The following is a 20,218-nucleotide window of genomic DNA, read 5'->3' on the forward strand; positions in this document are numbered from 1 at the left end:
TTTTTCGACTGGGGGGCCGGTTTTTATTTAACTTTAGAGAGGAGGAAACGAGATGGAACAATGGATGAATCTCATACAGGAGATTGGTTTTCCGATATTCGTATCATTTTATCTTTTGCACCGGCTCGAAACGAAGCTTGTGGCGATCCATGATGTGCTGCTGTCGTTGAAGATGAAGTAAATATGTTACACCCCTTCGACCAATTCCTTGGTTGAAGGGGTGTCCTATTTAGTTCTCGAGGTGTGCCAGTGGTACTTGCACACAGTTAAATATTCCAATCATATCTAATTCCAGTCACTTCTTTAAAATCAATTCTTCCACAACTTAATAGATCCTCGTCAAAAACGGCTATATTATAACCATTTGTATCCATCGTACTTTGGTATTTCACACCCTTTCTACCTTGACTCTTAATAAAGTCAGATATGTACTGTGACGGTAAATAATTCAGTTGGGAGTCGCCTCTTTTTAAAGGAATTAAAATTTCATTTGCAATATGCGACAAGTACTCCTTATTAATTGCATATTTCTCGTAATCAAAGTCTAGTTCTCCCCCTAGAAAAGGGCTGAATTTATCAATCATCGTTAAATCAATCACTTCAATTTTTTCAAGTAGCTCAAACTCTGCAATTGATACGCTATCATGAAGCCCCGTTCTAATTTCCTTAATAGCTATATTTTCGCTACTTGCTAGATAAAGACAGCTTATTCCATAAGGATTTAACCGCCCATTTGAAGATTTTCCTGGTGGCGGAGAACCCATATCCTTCTTTGAGAAAGGTTGATTGTGATCATTAGACAATCTCGCCCTATAAAACTTATGACCTTTTTCATAGGTAGTTGATGCATAGCCAATAATTGCACTGAATATCGCTGCATTAAAAGATTCAATATGAAAACGATTTTGATACTTGATTTGATCAGTAAATTGACTCCATGTAGAATTTTTCAGGATTGAAAATTTTTTCTTAAATTCTTCATCATACATCCTTCTTATACCTACAGCTTCTTCAAATAGATTTTGTGATTTCTCATATTTAGCCTGACAAAGACCTTTGATTAATTTATAAGCTTTAGAGCTATCTACATTAAATAAATTCCATCTAGCATGTAACTCATCTTTTAATAACGAAAAATCAGCTCTATGCTCTTTTAATTCTTCTGGCATTTCTGATACAGGTGTATAAATCTCAAGTAAGCCTTCAAGAAGTTCGGTCAATTTATTGTTTTTTTCTGTATCATAAATAGATACATCTGTCTGACTACACACTTCACAATCACCTGTAACCTCCAACGACTCGATAATTGCAATGAATTCACTGTCTTTAAAACACTTAGCACAGCAAATCATAGGTTATTTCTCCAATCGAAATAGTTACTCATTAATTCGAGGTGATGCATAATGGATAGTTTCTTGACCGTGCCAAGTCCAGGATATGTCCCTTCCGCATGATGCTTCCTAAATTGCTGCAAGGCATATGTTTCAGGGTCTATCGGGTTACTCTTAAGCCATTCCATTAAATGACTAAGTGCTTCATAGTATTTTTTTGCTGGGTCTCTAATGTCATCATTTGAGTCAGACACAAAGCTCTTTACTCTCAGTTCTCCATCTTTCCCAAAATAAACAATGTGAATAGCTACCGCATAGGGTGCGAACCCAGCTTCATTGAAGTCTTCACCGACAATTGAGTAGTCGGAAAAACCTTTGTAATTTTCATCCTCAAAAAACAGATGAGCTTCCGAAAAAAATTCATCTTTACCTTTGTAATCAGAGTTTCTTTGTTCTTTTGGAAAATAATCTTCAAATAAGATTCGATTAGAACGAATACTTCTTCTAAATATTGAATTATCAGGGATTAAAACATACTTTGGAGCCACCATGTCAAATAATGTTTTGTAAATTGATAAACAATCCCGCTCTGTACTTACAACTACTAAATCTTCGAGTTTAGTCCCCTTGCTTGTTAATTCAGCAACCTCAGTTATTGAGTTAGGATTCATAATATGCGCTTTAATAATAAAATCATTGTTATCTTCCATTAAAGAAACCAAATTATCTGTGGAGTTTATCTCCCCATATTCACTTAAAAAATTACCAACCTGTGGATTCTTGATGACTACTACTTTTTTCTCAATCTCAACAAATTTCGCCAACGTTGATCGCAGTGTTGAAGTCGGTTTAATAGGTTCAATAACAGGAATTATATTTTCACCTATTAACCCTTGCTCAACTAACTCCCTCAAAGCAATTAATTCAAATTGTCTACCTCTAAGATAAGGAAAGTACATATCACTACCTCCAGTCATTTTTTAAAAAACGGCTTAGTTCTTGGTAGTTCTTTTGGATTGATTGTGAAAAATATACTAAAAAGCGTAGCTCATATGGGACATGTTCTAAGTAGTTTTGTACATCTAGCTTATTTCTTTTCTTTAGTTCTTGAACAAATAGTTCATGTGCTTTTCGTAGTGGAATCTTATTGAATAGCAAGAAACACTCGCTATAATAAAAAACAGGCTTGGTTTCAGGTAAATAATCATAATAACCTTCAATAATGGCTTCGAACTCTTCTTTTCGTAAGACCTTAAACATAACTTCCTTATCTAATAAAGAATAGTCTTCGGTAGCCTTTTTTCTTTCACTAAATTGATTACGCTTTGTCAAAACCATCAAGCCAACATTCGTTCCAGTTAACATTTTTTGCACTTTATCTTCATTAGACTCACTAGTGATTACATAGACATTTGTGAACGCCTTATAATAATCGACTAATTGCTGTTCTAACCTTTCAAGGGAATCCAATTCAGTTTTGATTTCATACACTACTGCTTTTCCATTGATCTTAATAAAATCTGCCTTAGACTTATGAATGGGCACTTCAGTGAGTGCGGTCGTCGTATTCAAACTATGCTTTCCAATTATATTTTTATTGAAAAGTGTGTTTTTATAAAAATATTCGTTGCGATAGTTTTTTTGCAAGTAATGATAAAGTTCCTCAATTATTTCTATATTTGTTTCTACATTCGTTTTATCTACATATTGCTTAACACATTCATCGTAAATCGAGTTTGTACCGATATTCAATGCGTTATCAAAAGTCACTTGTGAAAAAAAACGATTTAAAATAAAGTTATTATTCACAATAACCACCTTCTCAAGTTCATTTTTTACATTAAGTATAGCAGATTGGGTAATCAATTTGTTTGTGATATAGTTGAAATACCAATCATTTTACATCATGAAGGTCTTACCTATTCCCTTGATCATCTAAAAAAAAGCCGAATGAGGACTTCTCACAAGCCTCCTCATTCGACACCGTTCACGACCTTCCTTGCCTTATTCAGCTTTTTACTACTCCATATTTCTTCTTTTCAGCAGACTTTAATCCCAAAATGAAACTTTCGATTACCATGACACGTACTTGTACTACATGAATAAATTGGGAGGGATTATATTGAACACACTAAACTTAATAGTAAAACAGTATACAGCTGAATTAGGTCCACGTAAGCAACTTGCTGAATCTATGGCAATCAGTAAAAAATCACCTTTTCTTCTATTTTTAATTATAATTGAAGCAGGATTATTTATTTGGTTCCTCCAGCAATACAAAGTTATTCTATCCATCGTGTTCTTTGTAATCTTTTTATTTACAGTTTTTATAGGATCCTATTGGTTCGCAAAGGCAATCGAAAAATCATATGGTAATATGCAGAGTTTCGATATAAGTAGAATTAATAAATTTGTGCGGGGCGTGAAAACTACGTCAGATATTTGCCTAAACACCATTAACGAAAATATTATTGTTGAAGATTTGGTCAAAGAAAGAATTGAAAGGATTAACAAATTAAATCAAGCCAAAAAAACACGTAATATAGGGTTACTTACAATCACTGTTCCCTATTTAATTTCAATCTATCGAGACAATGCAAATAATCTTGAATTCATTGCCCTAAGCATCATGGCAGCTGGCTTTATAATTATACTTTTTTCTTTTAGGTCTCTTATGAATGAATATAGTACTCTTTCAAAATTAGTACATATTAGTGAGATATTAAAGGAACTTAGATTGTCATTTTACAAATCCGAACGCAATACTCCATCATCACTTTATCTATATCCCAATGAACACAGCAATCATCTAAAACGAATGGCATTGCTAAATCAAGAAATACAAGTGTTATGGAAAGAGAAATGCATTAGCAACTTAAAATAAATACACAAGTATCATTGCAACTACTATTATCTAGCTATGACCGCGTAGCATAACCCGTTCTGTTTGAAGACTCGCGCATCTAACTGTTACTGTTTATCAACGTGTCAAAATTTTTTTGGCACACTTACAACGGCTCAAACCGTTAATTCACCAATATTTATAGAGGGAGGAGTGTTCACTTTGAAGACTAAAATTTATTTAGACTATAATATCTTTGTGAATTATTTAAAAGGAATTGAAACATACAACAATCTTGACGACTTTAAAAATCACTATTCATTTTTCTATGGTCCACCGTATTTAGAAGAAGTGGTCAATATTAATTTGACTCATAAACAGAAGGAAATAGACAGATATATTACGGGTATGAATAAATTATTTGAAAAAAATGTGTTTTTACCAGTCTTAGATGGTGATATCATTGCGTATAAAAAAGATGCAAACGAAGTTTATAATAATGTGGTCGGTAATTTAGAAGCTACCGAATTAGCTGAAAGTATCGAATATCACCAGATGAGTGCTTTTAAAGAGATGCAAAAAGAGTTTTCATTTGATAGTGCAGTGATGAGCAATGAACTCCCCAATCAGATTTTCTATCATTCTAAAGTCCAAAGTTATTTGGATTATATCAATATACACGCCATTGACTTTTTAATTTATCGGTTACCGATGGAAAATGCATATTTTTATTTGTCGAGTCATCGGAAAACAGAACGATTAATTAGTACATTATTTAATGTGTTAGAGAGCATTGGCTATAGAGGAGAGAAAATGAAAAAGACAGTATCACGTTTACATGATGTTTCTCATGCGATATATGCAAGCAAAGCCGACATCTTTGTCACAGCCGATGCTCGTTTTGCAGCCAAGTGCGAAGCTGTATATGATTACGCTGGTGTGCCTACGAAAGTAATATCTTATGAAGAATTTCTACATTTAGATATACGATAATAGTAAGTGCCCCCACCCCTCTGCAGTCGCCGAGTCGCAAGGTTGCATCTCGCTGAATATATGGCCGCAATGCTCAGTATCAGACACATCCTCATAGCCTCCACATGCGCCAAGGATCAATGTTCCAAGCATTGTTTTCTTATACCTGAATATGTAGTAGTGCACATCATGTAAATCAAATTCTCCTGCAATTTCTATTTTTCTAGGTTGCCGCCCGAGTTCGTGTTCATCTGCAAGCCAGTCAATCATGGATTGGATTGCTGCTTGTTGTTGAGCTGTCATTAATTTCTCCCCTTACTAAAAGTATGATTCTTTAAATTATACTACCAATATTTGGAATAAGGAATAATAAACCAAGACAAGTTCCTCAGAAGAATAATTAATAACTTAGCTTATGTGGCTTCAACCAAAAATCCAAGCCCGCTATCGTCAAGAATCACTTTAACGCCCGGTTGAGGAGTAGAAGGAACCTCCCTCCAATTTCAATAAAGGCCAAAACAAAAAACGGAAATGTTTCTTCAGTGTCGAGCTTTTCATGGCCAACTCCTCCTGCATTTATCGATTTCCTTTTATAAATAACAGCTATTTTTCAAGTGTATCGTACCATGAGGTGCTACTTGTTTATATGCGTTGTTTATAATACCAAAGAGTCCAAGTTATAATAATTTCACTTCTGGCAATTTATTGTTAAATAGTTGAAGTTATGTCGGGAAAGCCTCACGGAGAAATCTCTGTGAGGCTTTTTTGATTTTACCCATTAGAGATAGATATTAAATAATCGATAGTATTAACATCCAACACCTGTCCTATTGATTCATCAAAACTTTGAACGAGTATTATATTTATATTAGTCTTTAATAATTTAGTTTTCAAAGTGCTCCAGTATACTTTATCTACCCCAACTGCGCGTAATGAGGAATCATCGAAATTCAATTCTTTCCAATTCTCCGCACATTTCTTATCATGGAAAAACACCATACTATCGTTTCCTAAATGGTCTGGATGAGCATACAGTTGTCCAGTATTTGAATTTTTGACAAACTGCATTAATACGTAAAAAGGTTCGCCAACCGTATACAGTGTAGGTAAATTGGCTAAATCAGAATAATAACTACTACGGTTAGGTCTAATTTGAAGGGTTTGATTAAAGAGATTTGAAACTATTTCTCTTGTTAAGCTTGCTAATGATTCACGATCCTCATTAGCCTCATTTAGCAAGAAATTAAAAATCCAAAATATGAATTTAAGCATATCTGGTTCTTTTTCAAATACCGAAAGAATACTTAAGTAATTTACTTCTTTGGAAAACGAGGTTTTATCTTCTAGAAATAGCTCTTTTGTTAGTTTTACCGCCAATTTTCTCAGGGTAGGAAACACAAAAATCACGTTGGGGTTACTACGAGTTCTAAATAATAAAACAGTAAAAAAGTTATTGTAATCTGCATCGTATAAGTCACCGATGATTAATTCATCTTTCGCAATCAACTTGGAAACTGCCTTTTTAAAATCATTATAGTCATCGAATAGTACAACAATCGGAATGGTTATCCCCTCTAGGTAAATTGGCTTCATTTTCTCTAAGTCAAATTCATATATAGGGACACCAATAACATTATATTTTCGTAAAAAACTATACAAATCAAGTTTATTAATCTCGTGACTAATATAGCCAATCTTTTTATCAATTCTTCCCTGTTTTAAGAGATAATAATTATTCATTTCATCATTTAATACATTGCAGTTTTTTATAATAAAAGTACCAAAACTGTCATAACCATTAAAATTATTTACACGTGTTGTTCTTAAATTCTGAAAGTCAAAAAGTTTAACTTTAGTATCCATATCATCTTGGATTTTAGAAGTAAAGCTTTCAATTTTAGATCTACTTATTTGCCCATCTTCCATAAACATTTTTTCAATTTCCTTAAATCTTGGAAATTTCAAATCTGTGTATTTTATAATTTTCAGCTCCCGTAGCGCCGAAATTAGCTCATTGAAGTCCAATATTTCATTTTCATTCTCTAATTTAAAGTCTGTATTGGATTTAAAAAAACCCAAAGCTTTTTTAAATCTTTGTCTAGGATTACTGCTTGGGATTAGAAAATATTTATTTAATGTTGTTGTAGATTTCAAAGCATCAATGAATTGTTGATTGAATACTGGTACATTCATGGAGTACATACAAATTTGTTGGATATGAGCCATTTTCTCTTGGTGGCTTAACGACTTTTTAGAATTAATTATTTTTAATTCATTAAAATAATTTTGATATTGTAATGGCTTCATTTTATAAAATTTATCTTTTGCTTTTTTACTTATATATTCCTCTATCCAAAGTAATTCAGAGTTATTAGCAAAGATTTCTTGGACCTCTTGAGTGCGTTTAAAAATTAATTGTTCGATTTTCTTCAAGACGTTGACATGTTGATAGTCTTTATTATCTTTCGATAAACTCAATTCCAATTCCAATGTCAATAAAATAAAACCTAAATTGGTACTATTATTTAGAAACATATGAGTAGTCTCATGGATATAGGTATTAAGTTCTGTGTTATATACCAAATTACTTCCCATGGTTAGCATTATGCTACCGCCATCCCTTGTACTGTAACTACCTAATACTTCATAATTATTATATTTCATAATTGTCCTCTAATAAATAAAACCATGTAGAATTTTTGCTTTCATCAGTTAATCTGTTTGCATACTTCAAGATATCAGATAGATATATAGTTTGGCGAAAGCTATCTTCAGCTAAGTTCCTATATGCACCTTCAATTTTTTTACTTAGAGTATCCCAGTTGTCCAACTTATATTTCCTAGCATTTATTGTGGGATTCTTGGCATTATTATTCCCTAAATATTGTTGAAGTTTTGAAGCTTCAATAAAATAAGTTTTATCCAACCCTTCATACCAATCTTTAAAACTACCAAAGTTTGGCAAAGCGTAGTATGTATAAATATTGTAGTTGTGTGAGTTTATAGTTTTAAGTTGCTCCTTATTAATCTTCCATGAACATAGATCTCCATTCATCTCTACTATAGGTCGCTTATATTGAATAAAAAAAGACTTATTCGAAACTTCATATCCATAATCATATCCCGCAGATTTTTCCTCTAACTGACTAATACTAAATGGGTATACTTTTTGCTCAAGTACCTCATCAAAGTATTGGATTATATTATAGGTCAAACAAGACTCATAAAACTTCTCTGGCTGAACAGTCATTCTAATTTCTCCTTTACGAGTTAATTTCATAATCCCCAATCCATAGACATCATGACCTTCTATATTTAAAAAATAGAATCGACTTCAACTTAAGGCTCATACGTATGCCCATATTCCTTTTTAATCTTTTTCGCAAGCTGTTCAAAACCTTCAGCATAGTACTTGTTTTTCTTTTGCCTCTCGCTGATATGCGGTTCTAGCAAGCTAAATAATTTAACAACAGCTACCCCAGAGGAACCTTCGAATATCCAGATAGGTAGGTAACCTTTAGAAACCATCATTCCCCAAAAGTGATAAAAGCCACAAATTTCAGACGCTGCTTGCTCTACTAATTCTGTATCCTCAATTTCCAGACCATAAACTTTTTTCCTATTTTCAATCATCTCTTTCGTATCACCTTGTTGGTAATACTCTCGAATTGCCCCAAAGCTAGCCTGTTTCAATGATGACAGGCCTAAAATTATACCTGTCGCCCCCGTTGCAAGAGCCGATACAGCAACCGCTATCTCTAGTTTACTACCGGCCAATCCATCTATGAAAATAAGAAGTATCCCAAAAATCACACTGATTGATATAACCGCAAAGGTTGCAATTTGTCTAGTCACCGTATATCCCCCTCGTTAATCGAGATATCTGACAATCCCCTCAATCCACCCGAACCCCCTCCGACCTCACCACACTCTTCGCCGTCCAACAAATAATCTTAACATCCAACCACAAGCTCATATGCTCAACATAATACTTATCATAGCCTACCTTCTCCTGATCCGAAATAAAGTCACGGCCTCTGACCTGCGCATACCCCGTAAGCCCAGGACGAATGCTATTTGCTCCTACCTCATCACGCATTGCAATCAAAACATACTGATTATACAAAGCTGGTCTTGGCCCAACAATCGACATATGCCCCACAAGAATATTGAACAACTGTGGCAGCTCATCTAAGCTGGATTTACGCAAGAACTTGCCTAACTTCGTTATATATAGTGATGGGTCGCCTAGATCCTCAGTCGATACATTGGGAGTGTCTGTTCTCATCGTGCGAAACTTATATATATTGAATACCACTTTGTTCTTGCCCAGACGCTTCTGTTTGAATATAACTGGACCTTTTGAATCTAGTTTGATCAATATTGCAACAATCGCCATTGGTAGCATGAATACAAGTACTGCCAGAAAGGATAATACTGCGTCCATCACTCTTTTACTAAAATTCATAGTTCTCAATCCTCTATTGTTACTTCGCTCATTTTAATTGCTTCTTTTAAGCCGACCAACTGATAAGAGTTATCTCGGTACTTGGATAACTCTTTAGCATAAGTCAAATCACCAAAAACCTTGGATACAATGCTCATCCGTCCAAACAGTTTCACTAATAACCTACCAGACAACTTGCTCATGATAATCCTCCGCCCATGTACGCTGGCGATTTCATTTACCATGTCAGACGTTCGAATGTATTCTCGATCTTGAGGATGAAATATCCCTTCATCCTGATTTTTAATCAATTGACGGACAAACTCTGTTAAATTATCGATAAATATCATACTTCTCTCGTTAGCAACAAGCGGAAAAACAGGTGTTTTCTTCACCAATTTACTCAATAGCGCATAGTTACCAGGACAGCCAGGGCCATACACCATTGGTGGTCTAATGATAGAAACAATAAACTGCTCATCAGCCAGTTCCATAAGCTGTTTTTCAGCAGCAAGCTTACTTTTACCATACAACGAGGTCGGGTTCACAGGAGTGGATTCCATTATCTTCGTTGTATTACTATACACAGCCATCGTACTGAAAAATACAAAGTGTCTCACTCCCGCACCCTTTGCCTTCTGCGCCAACTCTATGGTTAATGAACAATTCACATCGAAGTAATCCTGCTCCGTGTAATTCGACTCTTTTTGATGCACTAAAGCAGCAGTATGAATAATAGATTCAACGCCCTCAAATGAATAACTGTTCTCAGTAAAGTTTCTCGCCGAAATTCTTTGGATGTCTATATCCTGATGACTCCCATGTAAATAGCGTTCGATTTTGTTCCCAATGTATCCATTTTCACCAGTAATCATAATTCTCATTGTCAACTACTCCATTGTCTTATCTACCGATTTTTCCAAGCCCTTCTCCCATCGCCAAGCATCTTCACACATCTCACCTAATCCCCTAGTCGCTCTCCAACCAAGTTCTCGTTCAGCCTTTGATGAATCTGCATAACTTACTGCAATATCGCCTGGGCGCTTGTCCACGATTCGGTAAGGTATATGTACGTTGTTAACCTCTTCAAATGTCTTTATAAGATCCAATACTGAATAGCCTCTACCACTACCTAAGTTAAAAGTATGGGCACCCGTATTATTCTCCAAATATATTAACGCTTTGACATGTCCCTCGGCCAAATCCATTACATGAATATAATCTCTAACACCTGTTCCGTCATGAGTAGGATAATCGTTGCCAAATATACTGAGATATTCTCTCTTTCCCTTTGCGACCTGTGTAAGATAAGGCATCAAATTATTCGGTATTCCGTTCGGATTTTCACCAAGCAGCCCCGATGGATGTGCCCCGATAGGATTGAAGTATCTTAATAAGGCTGTACTCCATTCAGGATCTGATTGTGCCAAATCCGTTAGTATTTCTTCTACCATTAACTTGGTTTGTCCGTATGGATTAATAATAGATGTCGGTGCATCTTCAGTAATTGGCGGTGTCGACAAATCACCGTATACAGTTGCAGAGGAACTAAATACAAGCTTTTTCACATTAGCTTTTTTCATTTCTTTTAGGAGGTTTAGTGTGGACATCAAGTTATGTTCATAATATAAAAGTGGATTTTTAACCGATTCACCTACTGCCTTTAGCCCAGCAAAATGAATAACCGCGTCAAATTTAAAACGTCTAAATACGTCTGCTAGCGCTTTTTGATCTAACAAATCCACCATCATAAGACTGATTGGATGTTTGCCCAGCATCTCAATTCGATTGAACACATCCCGATTGCTATTTATCAGATTATCTACAATGAAACATTCATGCCCTTTACTCGACAACTCTACAGCCGTATGGCTACCGATATACCCCAATCCACCAGTTATGAGCACTTTCATCTAACTCATCCTTTTCTTAATGCATCATCATAGATAGCTATGTATTCCTGCAACACATTCTCCAATCGATATGGTTCTACATCTCGGGACGCAACAGCCCCCATCGCCAATCGCTTTTCTTTGTCATTCAATAGACTTACAAACGATTCTACCAGCGCAGTATCATCCTCGTGTGGCACAACATATCCACTTTCACCATTAGTTATCAAATCACGTAATCCCCGTGTATCTGACACAACACAAGGAATACTTGCCACCATCGCTTCCATAATACTTTTGGGCAATCCTTCACGGTAGGATAATAACCCCATAATATCAGTTATTTGCAACAACTGATATACATCATTACGATATCCCAACACCTTAATATCGGCCAATTGCTCTTCTACAATAAACTGCTCTATCTCAACCTTCATATCTCCTACACCAATCAGTAAAAGTACAGCAGTCGGACTCTTCTCCTTAATTTGCTGCCAATTTCTCAATAGAAATCTATGATTTTTATTCTTATTGATTTCAGCAACATAGGATATGACAACTGTATCATCCGAAAGTTCGAGTGATGATTTCAGCAACTTCTTTGCCTCCACGGTCATTTCCACCTTCATCGGCTCAACACCTACCCCATGAACATAACGCACAGACTGCCCCATCTTCAGTGCACGCCTATAGTCTTCATCATTAATCGTAATAAGCACGTCTGTCCAACGTGCGGCCAAACATTCCACTGGGAAATAAATCAACCAGTTTAATAACGGGGCGCCTTTATAAAAATGAAAACCATGGGCTGTGTAAAGAATTTTGCCCTGCTTATGCTTTAACGCAGCATATCTTATTAAAAAAGCGGCCGTAGGTGTATGTACATGAATTAAATCGAAGTAGTGCTGATTAAATAAGCAATGTAGATTGCGTAAAGCCGATAAGCTCTTTTTTGAAAAAGGAATCCTATCAAAATCGATATCGTGACAAATAACACCCATTTCTACCAGCTCTTCTTTTCTTCCCATAGAGTTACTGCCAATAGCATGCACTTCGTAGCCTTGCTTCTGAAACGCTGCCATAAAAGGCTTATGGAAAATAGATAAATGATTATAGACTGACGCTCCGAACAAAACTTTCATAGTATCACGCTTTCATTAGTATCACATTGTATTTATTGCCTGCTTATATAATTCCAAATAGCTCGATACCATATTCGTAATATGATATTTTTCTAAATACTCTTGTGTAACAGTAGACTTTTTTGTAGTAACTTGCATAATCTTTTCAGCTAAATCAGATTCATTCCCAGGTTCAAATAACAAACCATCTACATCCTTGACGACTTCTTTTAATCCAGCCACATTCGATGCAACGATAGGAAGACCTGCCGCTGCCGCTTCTACAACTACTAACCCGAAACCTTCCCATTTTGAAGATAAAACAAATATATCTGCCGCCTTCATAATAGCTGGCACATCCGAACGAGCACCTAAAAAAACAATCGTTTCCCGGCCATGCATTGTTGAATAATCTATCGTTTCTTCAAGAAGATCACCATCGCCAACAAAAACTACCCGATAGTTCTCAGGCAATAACTTACTTGCACGAATCAATGTTGTATGATCTTTTTCAGCGCGCATACCAGCAACCATTAAAATAATTACTTCATTATCAATTGGTTCCCATGATTGATCAGGTGTTGCAGTTTGTTGAAAATCAGCAAGTTGAAGTCCATTATAAACAACTACTGTTTTCTTCTCGGTACTGCTAAGATAGCGAACTAATTTTTCTCGTGTTCCTTCTGTAATAGCAATAATTTGATCATACTGCTTGTACATCCAGCTATCCAAATAGTAAAATATTTTATTTTCACGTCGACGGTTATTCGTACTATGCTCCGTCGTAATCAACGGCAACTTTTCCCAAAAAGTTCTATTAGCAATAGCCATAAATAACTGTGCACTAAAGAGATGTGTATGTACACAATCATACTCATTCTGCTGAACAACTCTTTTTATAAATAATATATTCCTCGGATCGTAAACACTTTTACAGCTTGAATAATACACAGTTACATTCATTTTTGATAATCGCTCTTTGAAAAAATCTTGCTCCTCTGTTAAAACAATAAGCTCACACTTTACTCCTTGGCTTAACATTTCCTCTAATGTATCTACTAATAACTTCTCGGCTCCACCTACACGGAGTGTGGGGATAATATGTAGGACTTTCATTTGTCATTGCTCCTATACACTTTATAAATCCGCTCGCTCCTTCAAAAAATCCACTACTCTTATAGAAGATTGATCGTCCGTAAATTTATTGAACATCTCCTTTCTTGCCCTTAGATAACGAATGTCAATATTATTTTCAATACAACTTATAATATATTTCTCTAAATCCTCATAGCTATCTATCAGTTCACCTAAAATAGTCCCTTTGAAATCATCATAGACAAAACCAAGCCCTTTTTCATACTGTTGTAAATCATCTACAGTAACCCCAATTGGTTTATCCATTAATAAGTAATCAAAATAAACAGAGGAATAATCTGTTATTAATGCTTTAGACATTCCTAAAAACTCATACAGTAATAAACCTTGATTCTTATAGTAATCTTCTGTAATTAACTTTACATGACTAAAATCTACAACATCCCACTCATTTAAACGTGCGACAAAATGAGGTTTTATGTAGAGTTTAAAATTATTTCGTTTCAAAATCGAATTCAAATGCCGTACTTCTGATAAATCTTTTAAAATAGGGATTCCTAATGGAAAGTCATAATCAGAATCTAGTCTATTTGATAAATTAGACTTTCTAAACGTAGGTAACCAAACAATATAATTTTCATCGACCGCTGTTCTGCTACCCTTTATTAAATTATCATTTCTAGGATAACCGAGACAGACTAATTGATCCTCATTTAAATTATGCAACTCAGCCGTGATTTCCTTTACAGCTTCACTTTGATAAAGTGCATAGTCAGCTGAGCCATTTATATGCATTAATGAACCCGTATTTTTGATGGCCGTACCATGGCCTAAATGAATCGCTACTGTACGACGATGGAATTTAGGATAACAAGCATTTTCTGATATCTTCACTTTCACATTAAAATACTTTAATACATACATTATTTTTTTAAACAAGCTAGTGGGTTTATAATCGAAGTAAATATTTTCTATTTCATAATTATTGTATGTAACCTTATTGTCTACTAGCCAAACTAACCTGTACTTTTCATGAAAATTTAATTTCACCATTGTATCAAATACAGCTCTCGAATTCCCATCCATATCAGGTACACTCTCAAATAAGATTACATTTCGAATTGGGAAAAATGAACAAAATACTTTTATATATTTAGTGAAAAACTCTTTCATAAATGCAATCCTCCATCAAAACATGCTTCTCTCTTATACTAACACCAGTGGCTAGTTAATATAGCAAAAACATATTATTATTCGATTCCAGTACGAAATCAAATGATAATATGTACCGTAAGCCCGTACTATAAAAATAAACGCACCTTTTTGATACGTAAGCGTAAAATGACGCTTACCATGCAACATTAAGAAGCGCCTCCTAAAAATGATTCCATGATTGTACTAGAGAGCTGCTGTGTTTGGGTATCCGTTATTTGATTGAAGGCTTACTTTTCAACAATGTGTATTTTATTACTTGTCTCTAAGTAATAAAATATTTTCACGAATATTTGATAACCTTGGACCTCTCATGATTTCATCATTTGCAATTAATTTTAAAGCAGATCTTACAAATGGAACATTATCTAAAACAATAGGATTATGGTTCTTTAAACTTGTATTAATAATAATATTGCAATCATTACCCAACTTTTTTGATAAAAATTGATTAAACTCTAATGCTGGTTTATATTGTTCATCACCTACACCCGTGTACAAATAAACCTTAGTATTCAAATGACTTCCATCTTTATAGAGTTCTTCATTGAAATAAATATTATTAAAATAAAGCTCAATATCCAGATTATTTTTGGGGAAGAATAATGATCTATATTTTCCTAAATATTTATCAATGTAATCTACTGGGTGTATCTGGGGTACTAATGAAAAAACTCTGTTTATTCTCGGATTTATTAAACCATACAATAAAGCACCAGATCCACCTTTACTACTACCGAATGCGGTCACAGAGTTATAACCATTTTCAACAATGAATTTTTCTAATTCTTTATTAAATTCATTTATTACACTTTTACCCGAATCAATCATATACCATCCATAACTACTAGAAAAACGATCTTCTATAAAAAAGTAATCTGCATAATCAACATTACCAAATTTATACCAAGAATATTTTTGATGTTTAATACTCACTTCGTCTTGAGTAACTCGATTATTAATTATCTCTTCAAAGTCTTCTTTAGATAAAACCCCAACGGCCTGGAATACTATTACTAAATTTCTCGAGTTATTATTTATCAGTTTACCTTTAATCATTTCACACCTCCTCGTATATTTACTATCTTTATATAAAATTATTAAGAAGCTTTATATAATTTAATTTTAGTTATCTATTATTCTCATCCCAATACTAAAACGAACCAATCTCTTGTCTTTCCTGACTTTCCTCACTACTTGTCTCGGGTAATCCCTACATTACTCTATCTTTTGCAGGTTGCGCACAAGTTCACACCGCTTACACGTGCATTCTATTGTTGAGAAGTTCATCCCTATATTGCTGTTGTTTTTTAACACCCCAGCTTTTATATTCTTTAATAAACGCTTCGTACTGATCCATAACAGCATTGACTTCATCATATTGTTTTAATTTACCGCCTTCTATCCAGGCTGCCTTCGTACAAAATCTTCTTATCTCCGCTAAATTATGACTAACAAAAAAAATTGTCTTTCCATGCTCTTTGAATTCTAACATTTTCTCCAAACTTTTATTCGTAAACGTTTGGTCACCTACTGACAAAGCTTCATCTATTACAATAATATCAGGGTTTACAGTTACACTAATAGCAAATCCTAACTTTGATCTCATACCACTAGAAAATTTTTTTACAGGCTGGTAAATAAAATCGCCCAACTCGGAGAACTCTATAATTTCCGGCATTAACTTCCTTATTTTCTCTTTAGAATATCCCATTAACAAACATTTGAATTCAATATTTTCTATACCTGTGAGTTGATTGTTTAATCCAGCATTAATCGCAATAACATTAACTGAGCCATTTTTTATTATTTCTCCATTAGTAGGTTGCGTTATTCCACCAATTAAATTGCTTAGAGTAGATTTTCCAGATCCATTAATCCCCACTAAACCCACAATGTCTCCCTCATAAGCAGTAAAAGAAATATCTTTTAGCGCATCAAAACTCGGAATATTACGCTTTAAAAAGAGCAAATCTAATAACTGATCTTTTTTTGATGTATACATTTTATACGTTTTTGACACCTGATTAATAACTACTGACTCTTTCAACATATACACCTCAATTTAAATATAATCAGCAAATCGATCTCTCATCTTAAAGTGTAAAAATGATCCTACACTTAAAATACCAACAACGAGAATAATGTTATATAGTGTTAGTGGCCATTGTTCAATGATATACCATTCTTGATATAACAACGAAGCCCGATAGCCATTCGCCAAATAATAGAATGGATTCAACATAATGATCTTTTGCACAGCTTGCGGCAACATATCTGGCAACCATAAGATAGGCGAAACAAAAAACAAAATACGTAGCCCCGCTTGGACAAGCATTTGAACATCACGAACAAGCACCGCTAATGTTGATCCTAGTAAGGAAACAGCGAATGAAAGTAAATACGTCATCAACATAAAATAGAGTAATTGAATATAATATATTGAAGGGATATATCCTGCAACCGAAAAAATAATAACTATCATGCTAACCATAATGATATGAACATAAAATTTACTCATGACTACATAAGCTGGAATTGCAGTTAGTGGAAAATTCATTTTCGCAACAAGGTTATGCTTTTGAAAAATAGACTTTGTTCCCTCAATTATAGCTGCATTTACAAAAAACCACATAACAATACCTGAAAGCATCCAATATACAAAAGGAATTCCCTCTACATCTGCATTCCCACGAATCCCTAAACCAAAAACAAACCAGTACATCCCAATTTGAATTGACGGATTAAGTAACTCCCACAGCACACCTAAAAAATTGTTACGATTTGCGCTTTGTACTTGAAAAAAAGCAAGTCGAAGAACTAGATATTTTGATTGCCATTGTTCAATTAATAATTTCACTTTAATACACAGCCCCTATAATCAGATATCATTCTCTACAATATAAAAAGAAATTTATTGGGTCTGAAACCGAAATAACATTACTTTAATTAAGACACTGTATAGGTTGAACTTATCTAACGCGGGCACCTTATTAGGTTGGCTAGGGCATCCCAATGGCTACGAAGCAGCTTTTTTTCGCTAAATTATTTATTTCAACATATATAGTCGACTTTACTATACTTCAAAACTGCATTTTTGAGGGTATATTTCTTCAAAAGTAGCATTTATTGCTTCTTTAGTTAAATTAAATTTCTTAACATGACCATTATCATTTAAACAAACTATTTTAGACTTTTTGCATTTTATATATTGCTCTATCTTATTTGTATCATCAATTAAATTAAAATACCTTCCTAATTTATCAATGTTTTTAGGCTCAAATCTGCCATTTACCAATTGCCATTCCCTCATCAAATACTGGTTGACGTCTATATAGTTTCTAAATTTATTTTTAGAAACTTTCTCCAAATACAGATACTCCTTTTCCCAAACTTCAAAAAATGTAGTTTTTAGAAAAGATTGTGTTAAGTGAGGATGATAAAAGCCAGAAAAATTATTAAAATGTCCCAACAGAAAATTTTTAATTAACAATGATTTGTATTTCAATGAATAAAATTTAGTGAAATTCTCTCTTAGAACTTTCTTTTTGAGATGATTTTTATTAATCAATGAATTATTATTGATTAAAAAATGCGAGAAAATATTGGAGCTTATTTTCGATGTAATTGGAATTTCCACGGCCATATCATTGGGTGAACCATTAGTGAAAAAATCACTTGGTTCTAATTGATCTAATATAAATATATCATCATTAAAGTATATAAAATGTTCTGATAATTCTCTTATTTTATACATGTGTAATTCAATTACATGTGAATTAAATGTTGGTAAAAATTCACTAGGAATAAACTCTTCATGTTTCACAACATTTAATTTTGAACAAGAAATATTTAACCAATTAGGTATATGTCCGCATGTAATTAAATGGACTTTATTAACCCAAGGCATATTCTTGTCTATACCTCTAAAAATATATTGTAAGTTATCCCAATCTCTATATCTGATTTCCCCGTTAATTTTTTCGTTCTTAGTTTGTCCATCATAATATTCTCTCTGTTTCCTCCAACTCTCATCATTTCCGTCAACCCAGGGTAATACAATGTCTATCTTAATCATAAAGAAAAACACTACCTTTATTTTCAAATAATAGATTTACAATCCGTGCTGTTGATTGTCCATCATCTAATGGGATGAACTTCTCTTTAAACTGCTCATACTTTTCTTTATAATTTTCTTGGAGACTAGATAATTGTTGTACTGAAGTAATAATCTCATCAGTATTGTTTAAAAGAGGGCCAGGTGCTTCTACTTCAAAATCAAAATAAAACCCTCTGTATTTATCACGATATTCTTTCAAATCATAAGTAAAGAATAGCATCGGCTTATTTGTATTCACAAAATCAAACATCACGGATGAATAGTCTGTTATCAATATATCAGCTACGAGCATCAAGTCCTGAATGTCTGAAAATGATGATACATTTACTGCGAAGTCTGAAGCTTTCTCATCAATATCAAGTCGTTTGTTAATAACAATGTGCATTCTTAAAAGAATAATATACTCCTTTCCTAAGTGCTCTTTCATTTTCTTTAAATCTAATTGTAATTTAAACTTGTCTGGTTCCTCATCTCTAAATGTAGGTGCATATAATATCACCTTTTTCAATATTGATAAGCCTAGTTTTTGTTTTATATCCTTCTTTTTTTCTTCAATATTTTCTTCATAAAAAATATCATTTCTAGGATATCCAACTTCTAATACTTTTTTTTTATATTTAAAAGCAGATTGAAACTGTTTAGTAGCGTACGGACTAGGCGATATTAAATAATCCCAATTTCCAATTGCTTTACTTACTTTCTCTACATATTCTTTCTTATAAAGTTTAAAATACTCGTTATCATGTAACATTCTTTTCAAGGGTGTTCCGTGCCAAGTTTGAATATATATCGTTTGTTCAGGTTTCTCAATATAAGTTGGGAAGTTTTGATTGTTAACCCAATACTTCGATCTAGCTAAGTAGTAATAATACTTTAAACTTAATCTCTTCACAACCTTGGTATTTGGGTCACTAAATTCAACATTTCCGTTGTAAATCCATACTTTTTGATAAGGTAATTTCCTCTTTACAACTTCATCATATATCGCTTTAGGACTATCCGATATTTGCTTACCTAAACCACTTTCAAATAAAATCAAATTGTCTTTTGAAGGAATTAGATTTTTCAGGACTCTATACACTATTTTCATCATAGGAAAATATATTAATTTCTTTGACCAGTTCCTTACTCTATGTATCATTGTCCACACCTCAATTCTGCCTTTACTACAATACTAGCTATACAA

The 20,218-nt window shown here is 33.8% G+C and carries 20 protein-coding genes and 1 pseudogene; 3 read left to right on the forward strand and 18 right to left on the reverse strand.

The window, feature by feature from the left end; genetic code table 11:
- Nucleotides 1–52: 52 nt before the first annotated feature.
- Nucleotides 53–181: a YvrJ family protein gene (locus tag N1I80_RS17870; protein ID WP_203245831.1), complete on the forward strand. Its 129-nt coding sequence runs from the start codon at nt 53–55 to the stop codon at nt 179–181.
- An 85-nt stretch (nt 182–266) separates the two neighbouring features.
- Here the strand turns inward: N1I80_RS17870 and N1I80_RS17875 are convergent, their stop codons facing one another.
- From N1I80_RS17875 to N1I80_RS17885, 3 genes are read right to left on the reverse strand one after another with little or no spacing between them, the layout of a single operon-like run.
- Nucleotides 267–1,352 carry an RES family NAD+ phosphorylase gene (locus N1I80_RS17875; RefSeq protein ID WP_340739190.1) on the reverse strand — a complete coding sequence of 362 codons (1,086 nt, stop codon included), beginning with the start codon at nt 1,350–1,352 and terminating at the stop codon, nt 267–269.
- Nucleotides 1,349–2,290: a sce7725 family protein gene (locus N1I80_RS17880; RefSeq protein ID WP_340739191.1), complete on the reverse strand. Its 942-nt coding sequence runs from the start codon at nt 2,288–2,290 to the stop codon at nt 1,349–1,351. The genes N1I80_RS17875 and N1I80_RS17880 overlap by 4 nt, the downstream gene beginning before the upstream one ends.
- 4 nt (nt 2,291–2,294) lie before the next feature.
- A complete protein-coding gene (locus N1I80_RS17885) occupies nt 2,295–3,140 on the reverse strand; it encodes a sce7726 family protein (RefSeq protein WP_340739192.1) in 846 nt (281 codons plus the stop codon).
- 313 nt (nt 3,141–3,453) lie between these two features.
- Here N1I80_RS17885 and N1I80_RS17890 point away from each other — a divergent pair, with 313 nt between their 5' ends.
- Together N1I80_RS17890 and N1I80_RS17895 are read left to right on the forward strand one after the other, a co-directional pair.
- The gene (locus N1I80_RS17890) at nt 3,454–4,215 is read left to right on the forward strand and encodes a hypothetical protein (protein WP_340739193.1); all 762 of its coding nucleotides are present in this window, start codon (nt 3,454–3,456) and stop codon (nt 4,213–4,215) included.
- 180 nt (nt 4,216–4,395) lie between these two features.
- Nucleotides 4,396–5,166: a hypothetical protein gene (locus N1I80_RS17895; RefSeq protein ID WP_340739194.1), complete on the forward strand. Its 771-nt coding sequence runs from the start codon at nt 4,396–4,398 to the stop codon at nt 5,164–5,166.
- An 18-nt stretch (nt 5,167–5,184) separates the two neighbouring features.
- Here N1I80_RS17895 and N1I80_RS17900 read toward each other — a convergent pair.
- The 15 genes and pseudogenes from N1I80_RS17900 to N1I80_RS17970 all read right to left on the reverse strand — a co-directional run.
- Nucleotides 5,185–5,448, reverse strand: a pseudogene (locus N1I80_RS17900) (DUF4261 domain-containing protein); the annotation flags it as partial.
- Nucleotides 5,449–5,916: 468 nt separating this feature from the next.
- Nucleotides 5,917–7,809 (reverse strand): hypothetical protein, encoded by a 1,893-nt coding sequence (locus N1I80_RS17905; protein ID WP_340739195.1) that lies wholly within the window; start codon nt 7,807–7,809, stop codon nt 5,917–5,919.
- Nucleotides 7,799–8,395 (reverse strand): hypothetical protein, encoded by a 597-nt coding sequence (locus N1I80_RS17910; protein WP_340739196.1) that lies wholly within the window; start codon nt 8,393–8,395, stop codon nt 7,799–7,801. The genes N1I80_RS17905 and N1I80_RS17910 overlap by 11 nt, the downstream gene beginning before the upstream one ends.
- 89 nt (nt 8,396–8,484) lie before the next feature.
- Complete coding sequence (locus N1I80_RS17915; protein ID WP_340739197.1) at nt 8,485–9,000, reverse strand: DUF4760 domain-containing protein; 516 nt, start codon at nt 8,998–9,000, stop codon at nt 8,485–8,487.
- Between the two features lie 40 nt (nt 9,001–9,040).
- Nucleotides 9,041–9,613, reverse strand: a complete 573-nt coding sequence (locus tag N1I80_RS17920; RefSeq protein ID WP_340739198.1) for a sugar transferase — start codon at nt 9,611–9,613, stop codon at nt 9,041–9,043.
- A 5-nt stretch (nt 9,614–9,618) separates the two neighbouring features.
- The gene (locus tag N1I80_RS17925) at nt 9,619–10,476 is read right to left on the reverse strand and encodes an NAD-dependent epimerase/dehydratase family protein (RefSeq protein WP_340739199.1); all 858 of its coding nucleotides are present in this window, start codon (nt 10,474–10,476) and stop codon (nt 9,619–9,621) included.
- Between the two features lie 6 nt (nt 10,477–10,482).
- The gene (gene galE / locus N1I80_RS17930; protein ID WP_340739200.1) at nt 10,483–11,505 is read right to left on the reverse strand and encodes a UDP-glucose 4-epimerase GalE; all 1,023 of its coding nucleotides are present in this window, start codon (nt 11,503–11,505) and stop codon (nt 10,483–10,485) included.
- A 5-nt stretch (nt 11,506–11,510) separates the two neighbouring features.
- The gene (locus tag N1I80_RS17935; protein WP_340739201.1) at nt 11,511–12,626 is read right to left on the reverse strand and encodes a glycosyltransferase family 4 protein; all 1,116 of its coding nucleotides are present in this window, start codon (nt 12,624–12,626) and stop codon (nt 11,511–11,513) included.
- Nucleotides 12,627–12,647: 21 nt separating this feature from the next.
- On the reverse strand, nt 12,648–13,721 hold the full coding sequence (locus tag N1I80_RS17940) for a glycosyltransferase (protein WP_340739202.1): 1,074 nt from the start codon (nt 13,719–13,721) through the stop codon (nt 12,648–12,650).
- A gap of 21 nt (nt 13,722–13,742) precedes the next feature.
- Entirely contained in the window at nt 13,743–14,873 is a 1,131-nt protein-coding gene (locus N1I80_RS17945; protein ID WP_340739203.1) for a CDP-glycerol glycerophosphotransferase family protein, read from the reverse strand.
- A gap of 294 nt (nt 14,874–15,167) precedes the next feature.
- On the reverse strand, nt 15,168–15,971 hold the full coding sequence (locus N1I80_RS17950) for a hypothetical protein (protein WP_340739204.1): 804 nt from the start codon (nt 15,969–15,971) through the stop codon (nt 15,168–15,170).
- 199 nt (nt 15,972–16,170) lie between these two features.
- Entirely contained in the window at nt 16,171–16,962 is a 792-nt protein-coding gene (gene tagH, locus N1I80_RS17955) for a teichoic acids export ABC transporter ATP-binding subunit TagH (RefSeq protein WP_340739205.1), read from the reverse strand.
- A 15-nt stretch (nt 16,963–16,977) separates the two neighbouring features.
- Nucleotides 16,978–17,772, reverse strand: coding sequence for an ABC transporter permease (locus N1I80_RS17960; RefSeq protein ID WP_445683666.1), 795 nt, complete (start codon nt 17,770–17,772; stop codon nt 16,978–16,980).
- Between the two features lie 216 nt (nt 17,773–17,988).
- A complete protein-coding gene (locus N1I80_RS17965) occupies nt 17,989–18,990 on the reverse strand; it encodes a stealth family protein (protein ID WP_340739206.1) in 1,002 nt (333 codons plus the stop codon).
- Nucleotides 18,983–20,173: a CDP-glycerol glycerophosphotransferase family protein gene (locus tag N1I80_RS17970; protein WP_340739207.1), complete on the reverse strand. Its 1,191-nt coding sequence runs from the start codon at nt 20,171–20,173 to the stop codon at nt 18,983–18,985. The genes N1I80_RS17965 and N1I80_RS17970 overlap by 8 nt, the downstream gene beginning before the upstream one ends.
- Nucleotides 20,174–20,218 lie beyond the last annotated feature (45 nt).

The organism is Sporosarcina sp. FSL K6-3457 (genome assembly GCF_038007285.1).
Taxonomy (GTDB): Bacteria; Bacillota; Bacilli; order Bacillales_A; family Planococcaceae; genus Sporosarcina.

What these genes read in the sequence shown, in the direction of transcription:
- N1I80_RS17870 (WP_203245831.1), top strand. Translation starts at nt 53, where the DNA reads ATGGAACAATGGATGAATCTCATACAGGAGATTGGTTTTCCGATATTC.
- N1I80_RS17875 (WP_340739190.1), bottom strand. Translation starts at nt 1,352, where the DNA reads ATGATTTGCTGTGCTAAGTGTTTTAAAGACAGTGAATTCATTGCAATT.
- N1I80_RS17880 (WP_340739191.1), bottom strand. Translation starts at nt 2,290, where the DNA reads ATGTACTTTCCTTATCTTAGAGGTAGACAATTTGAATTAATTGCTTTG.
- N1I80_RS17905 (WP_340739195.1), bottom strand. Translation starts at nt 7,809, where the DNA reads ATGAAATATAATAATTATGAAGTATTAGGTAGTTACAGTACAAGGGAT.
- N1I80_RS17910 (WP_340739196.1), bottom strand. Translation starts at nt 8,395, where the DNA reads ATGACTGTTCAGCCAGAGAAGTTTTATGAGTCTTGTTTGACCTATAAT.
- N1I80_RS17920 (WP_340739198.1), bottom strand. Translation starts at nt 9,613, where the DNA reads ATGAATTTTAGTAAAAGAGTGATGGACGCAGTATTATCCTTTCTGGCA.
- N1I80_RS17925 (WP_340739199.1), bottom strand. Translation starts at nt 10,476, where the DNA reads ATGAGAATTATGATTACTGGTGAAAATGGATACATTGGGAACAAAATC.
- galE (WP_340739200.1), bottom strand. Translation starts at nt 11,505, where the DNA reads ATGAAAGTGCTCATAACTGGTGGATTGGGGTATATCGGTAGCCATACG.
- N1I80_RS17935 (WP_340739201.1), bottom strand. Translation starts at nt 12,626, where the DNA reads ATGAAAGTTTTGTTCGGAGCGTCAGTCTATAATCATTTATCTATTTTC.
- N1I80_RS17940 (WP_340739202.1), bottom strand. Translation starts at nt 13,721, where the DNA reads ATGAAAGTCCTACATATTATCCCCACACTCCGTGTAGGTGGAGCCGAG.
- N1I80_RS17945 (WP_340739203.1), bottom strand. Translation starts at nt 14,873, where the DNA reads ATGAAAGAGTTTTTCACTAAATATATAAAAGTATTTTGTTCATTTTTC.
- N1I80_RS17950 (WP_340739204.1), bottom strand. Translation starts at nt 15,971, where the DNA reads ATGATTAAAGGTAAACTGATAAATAATAACTCGAGAAATTTAGTAATA.
- N1I80_RS17965 (WP_340739206.1), bottom strand. Translation starts at nt 18,990, where the DNA reads ATGATTAAGATAGACATTGTATTACCCTGGGTTGACGGAAATGATGAG.
- N1I80_RS17970 (WP_340739207.1), bottom strand. Translation starts at nt 20,173, where the DNA reads ATGATACATAGAGTAAGGAACTGGTCAAAGAAATTAATATATTTTCCT.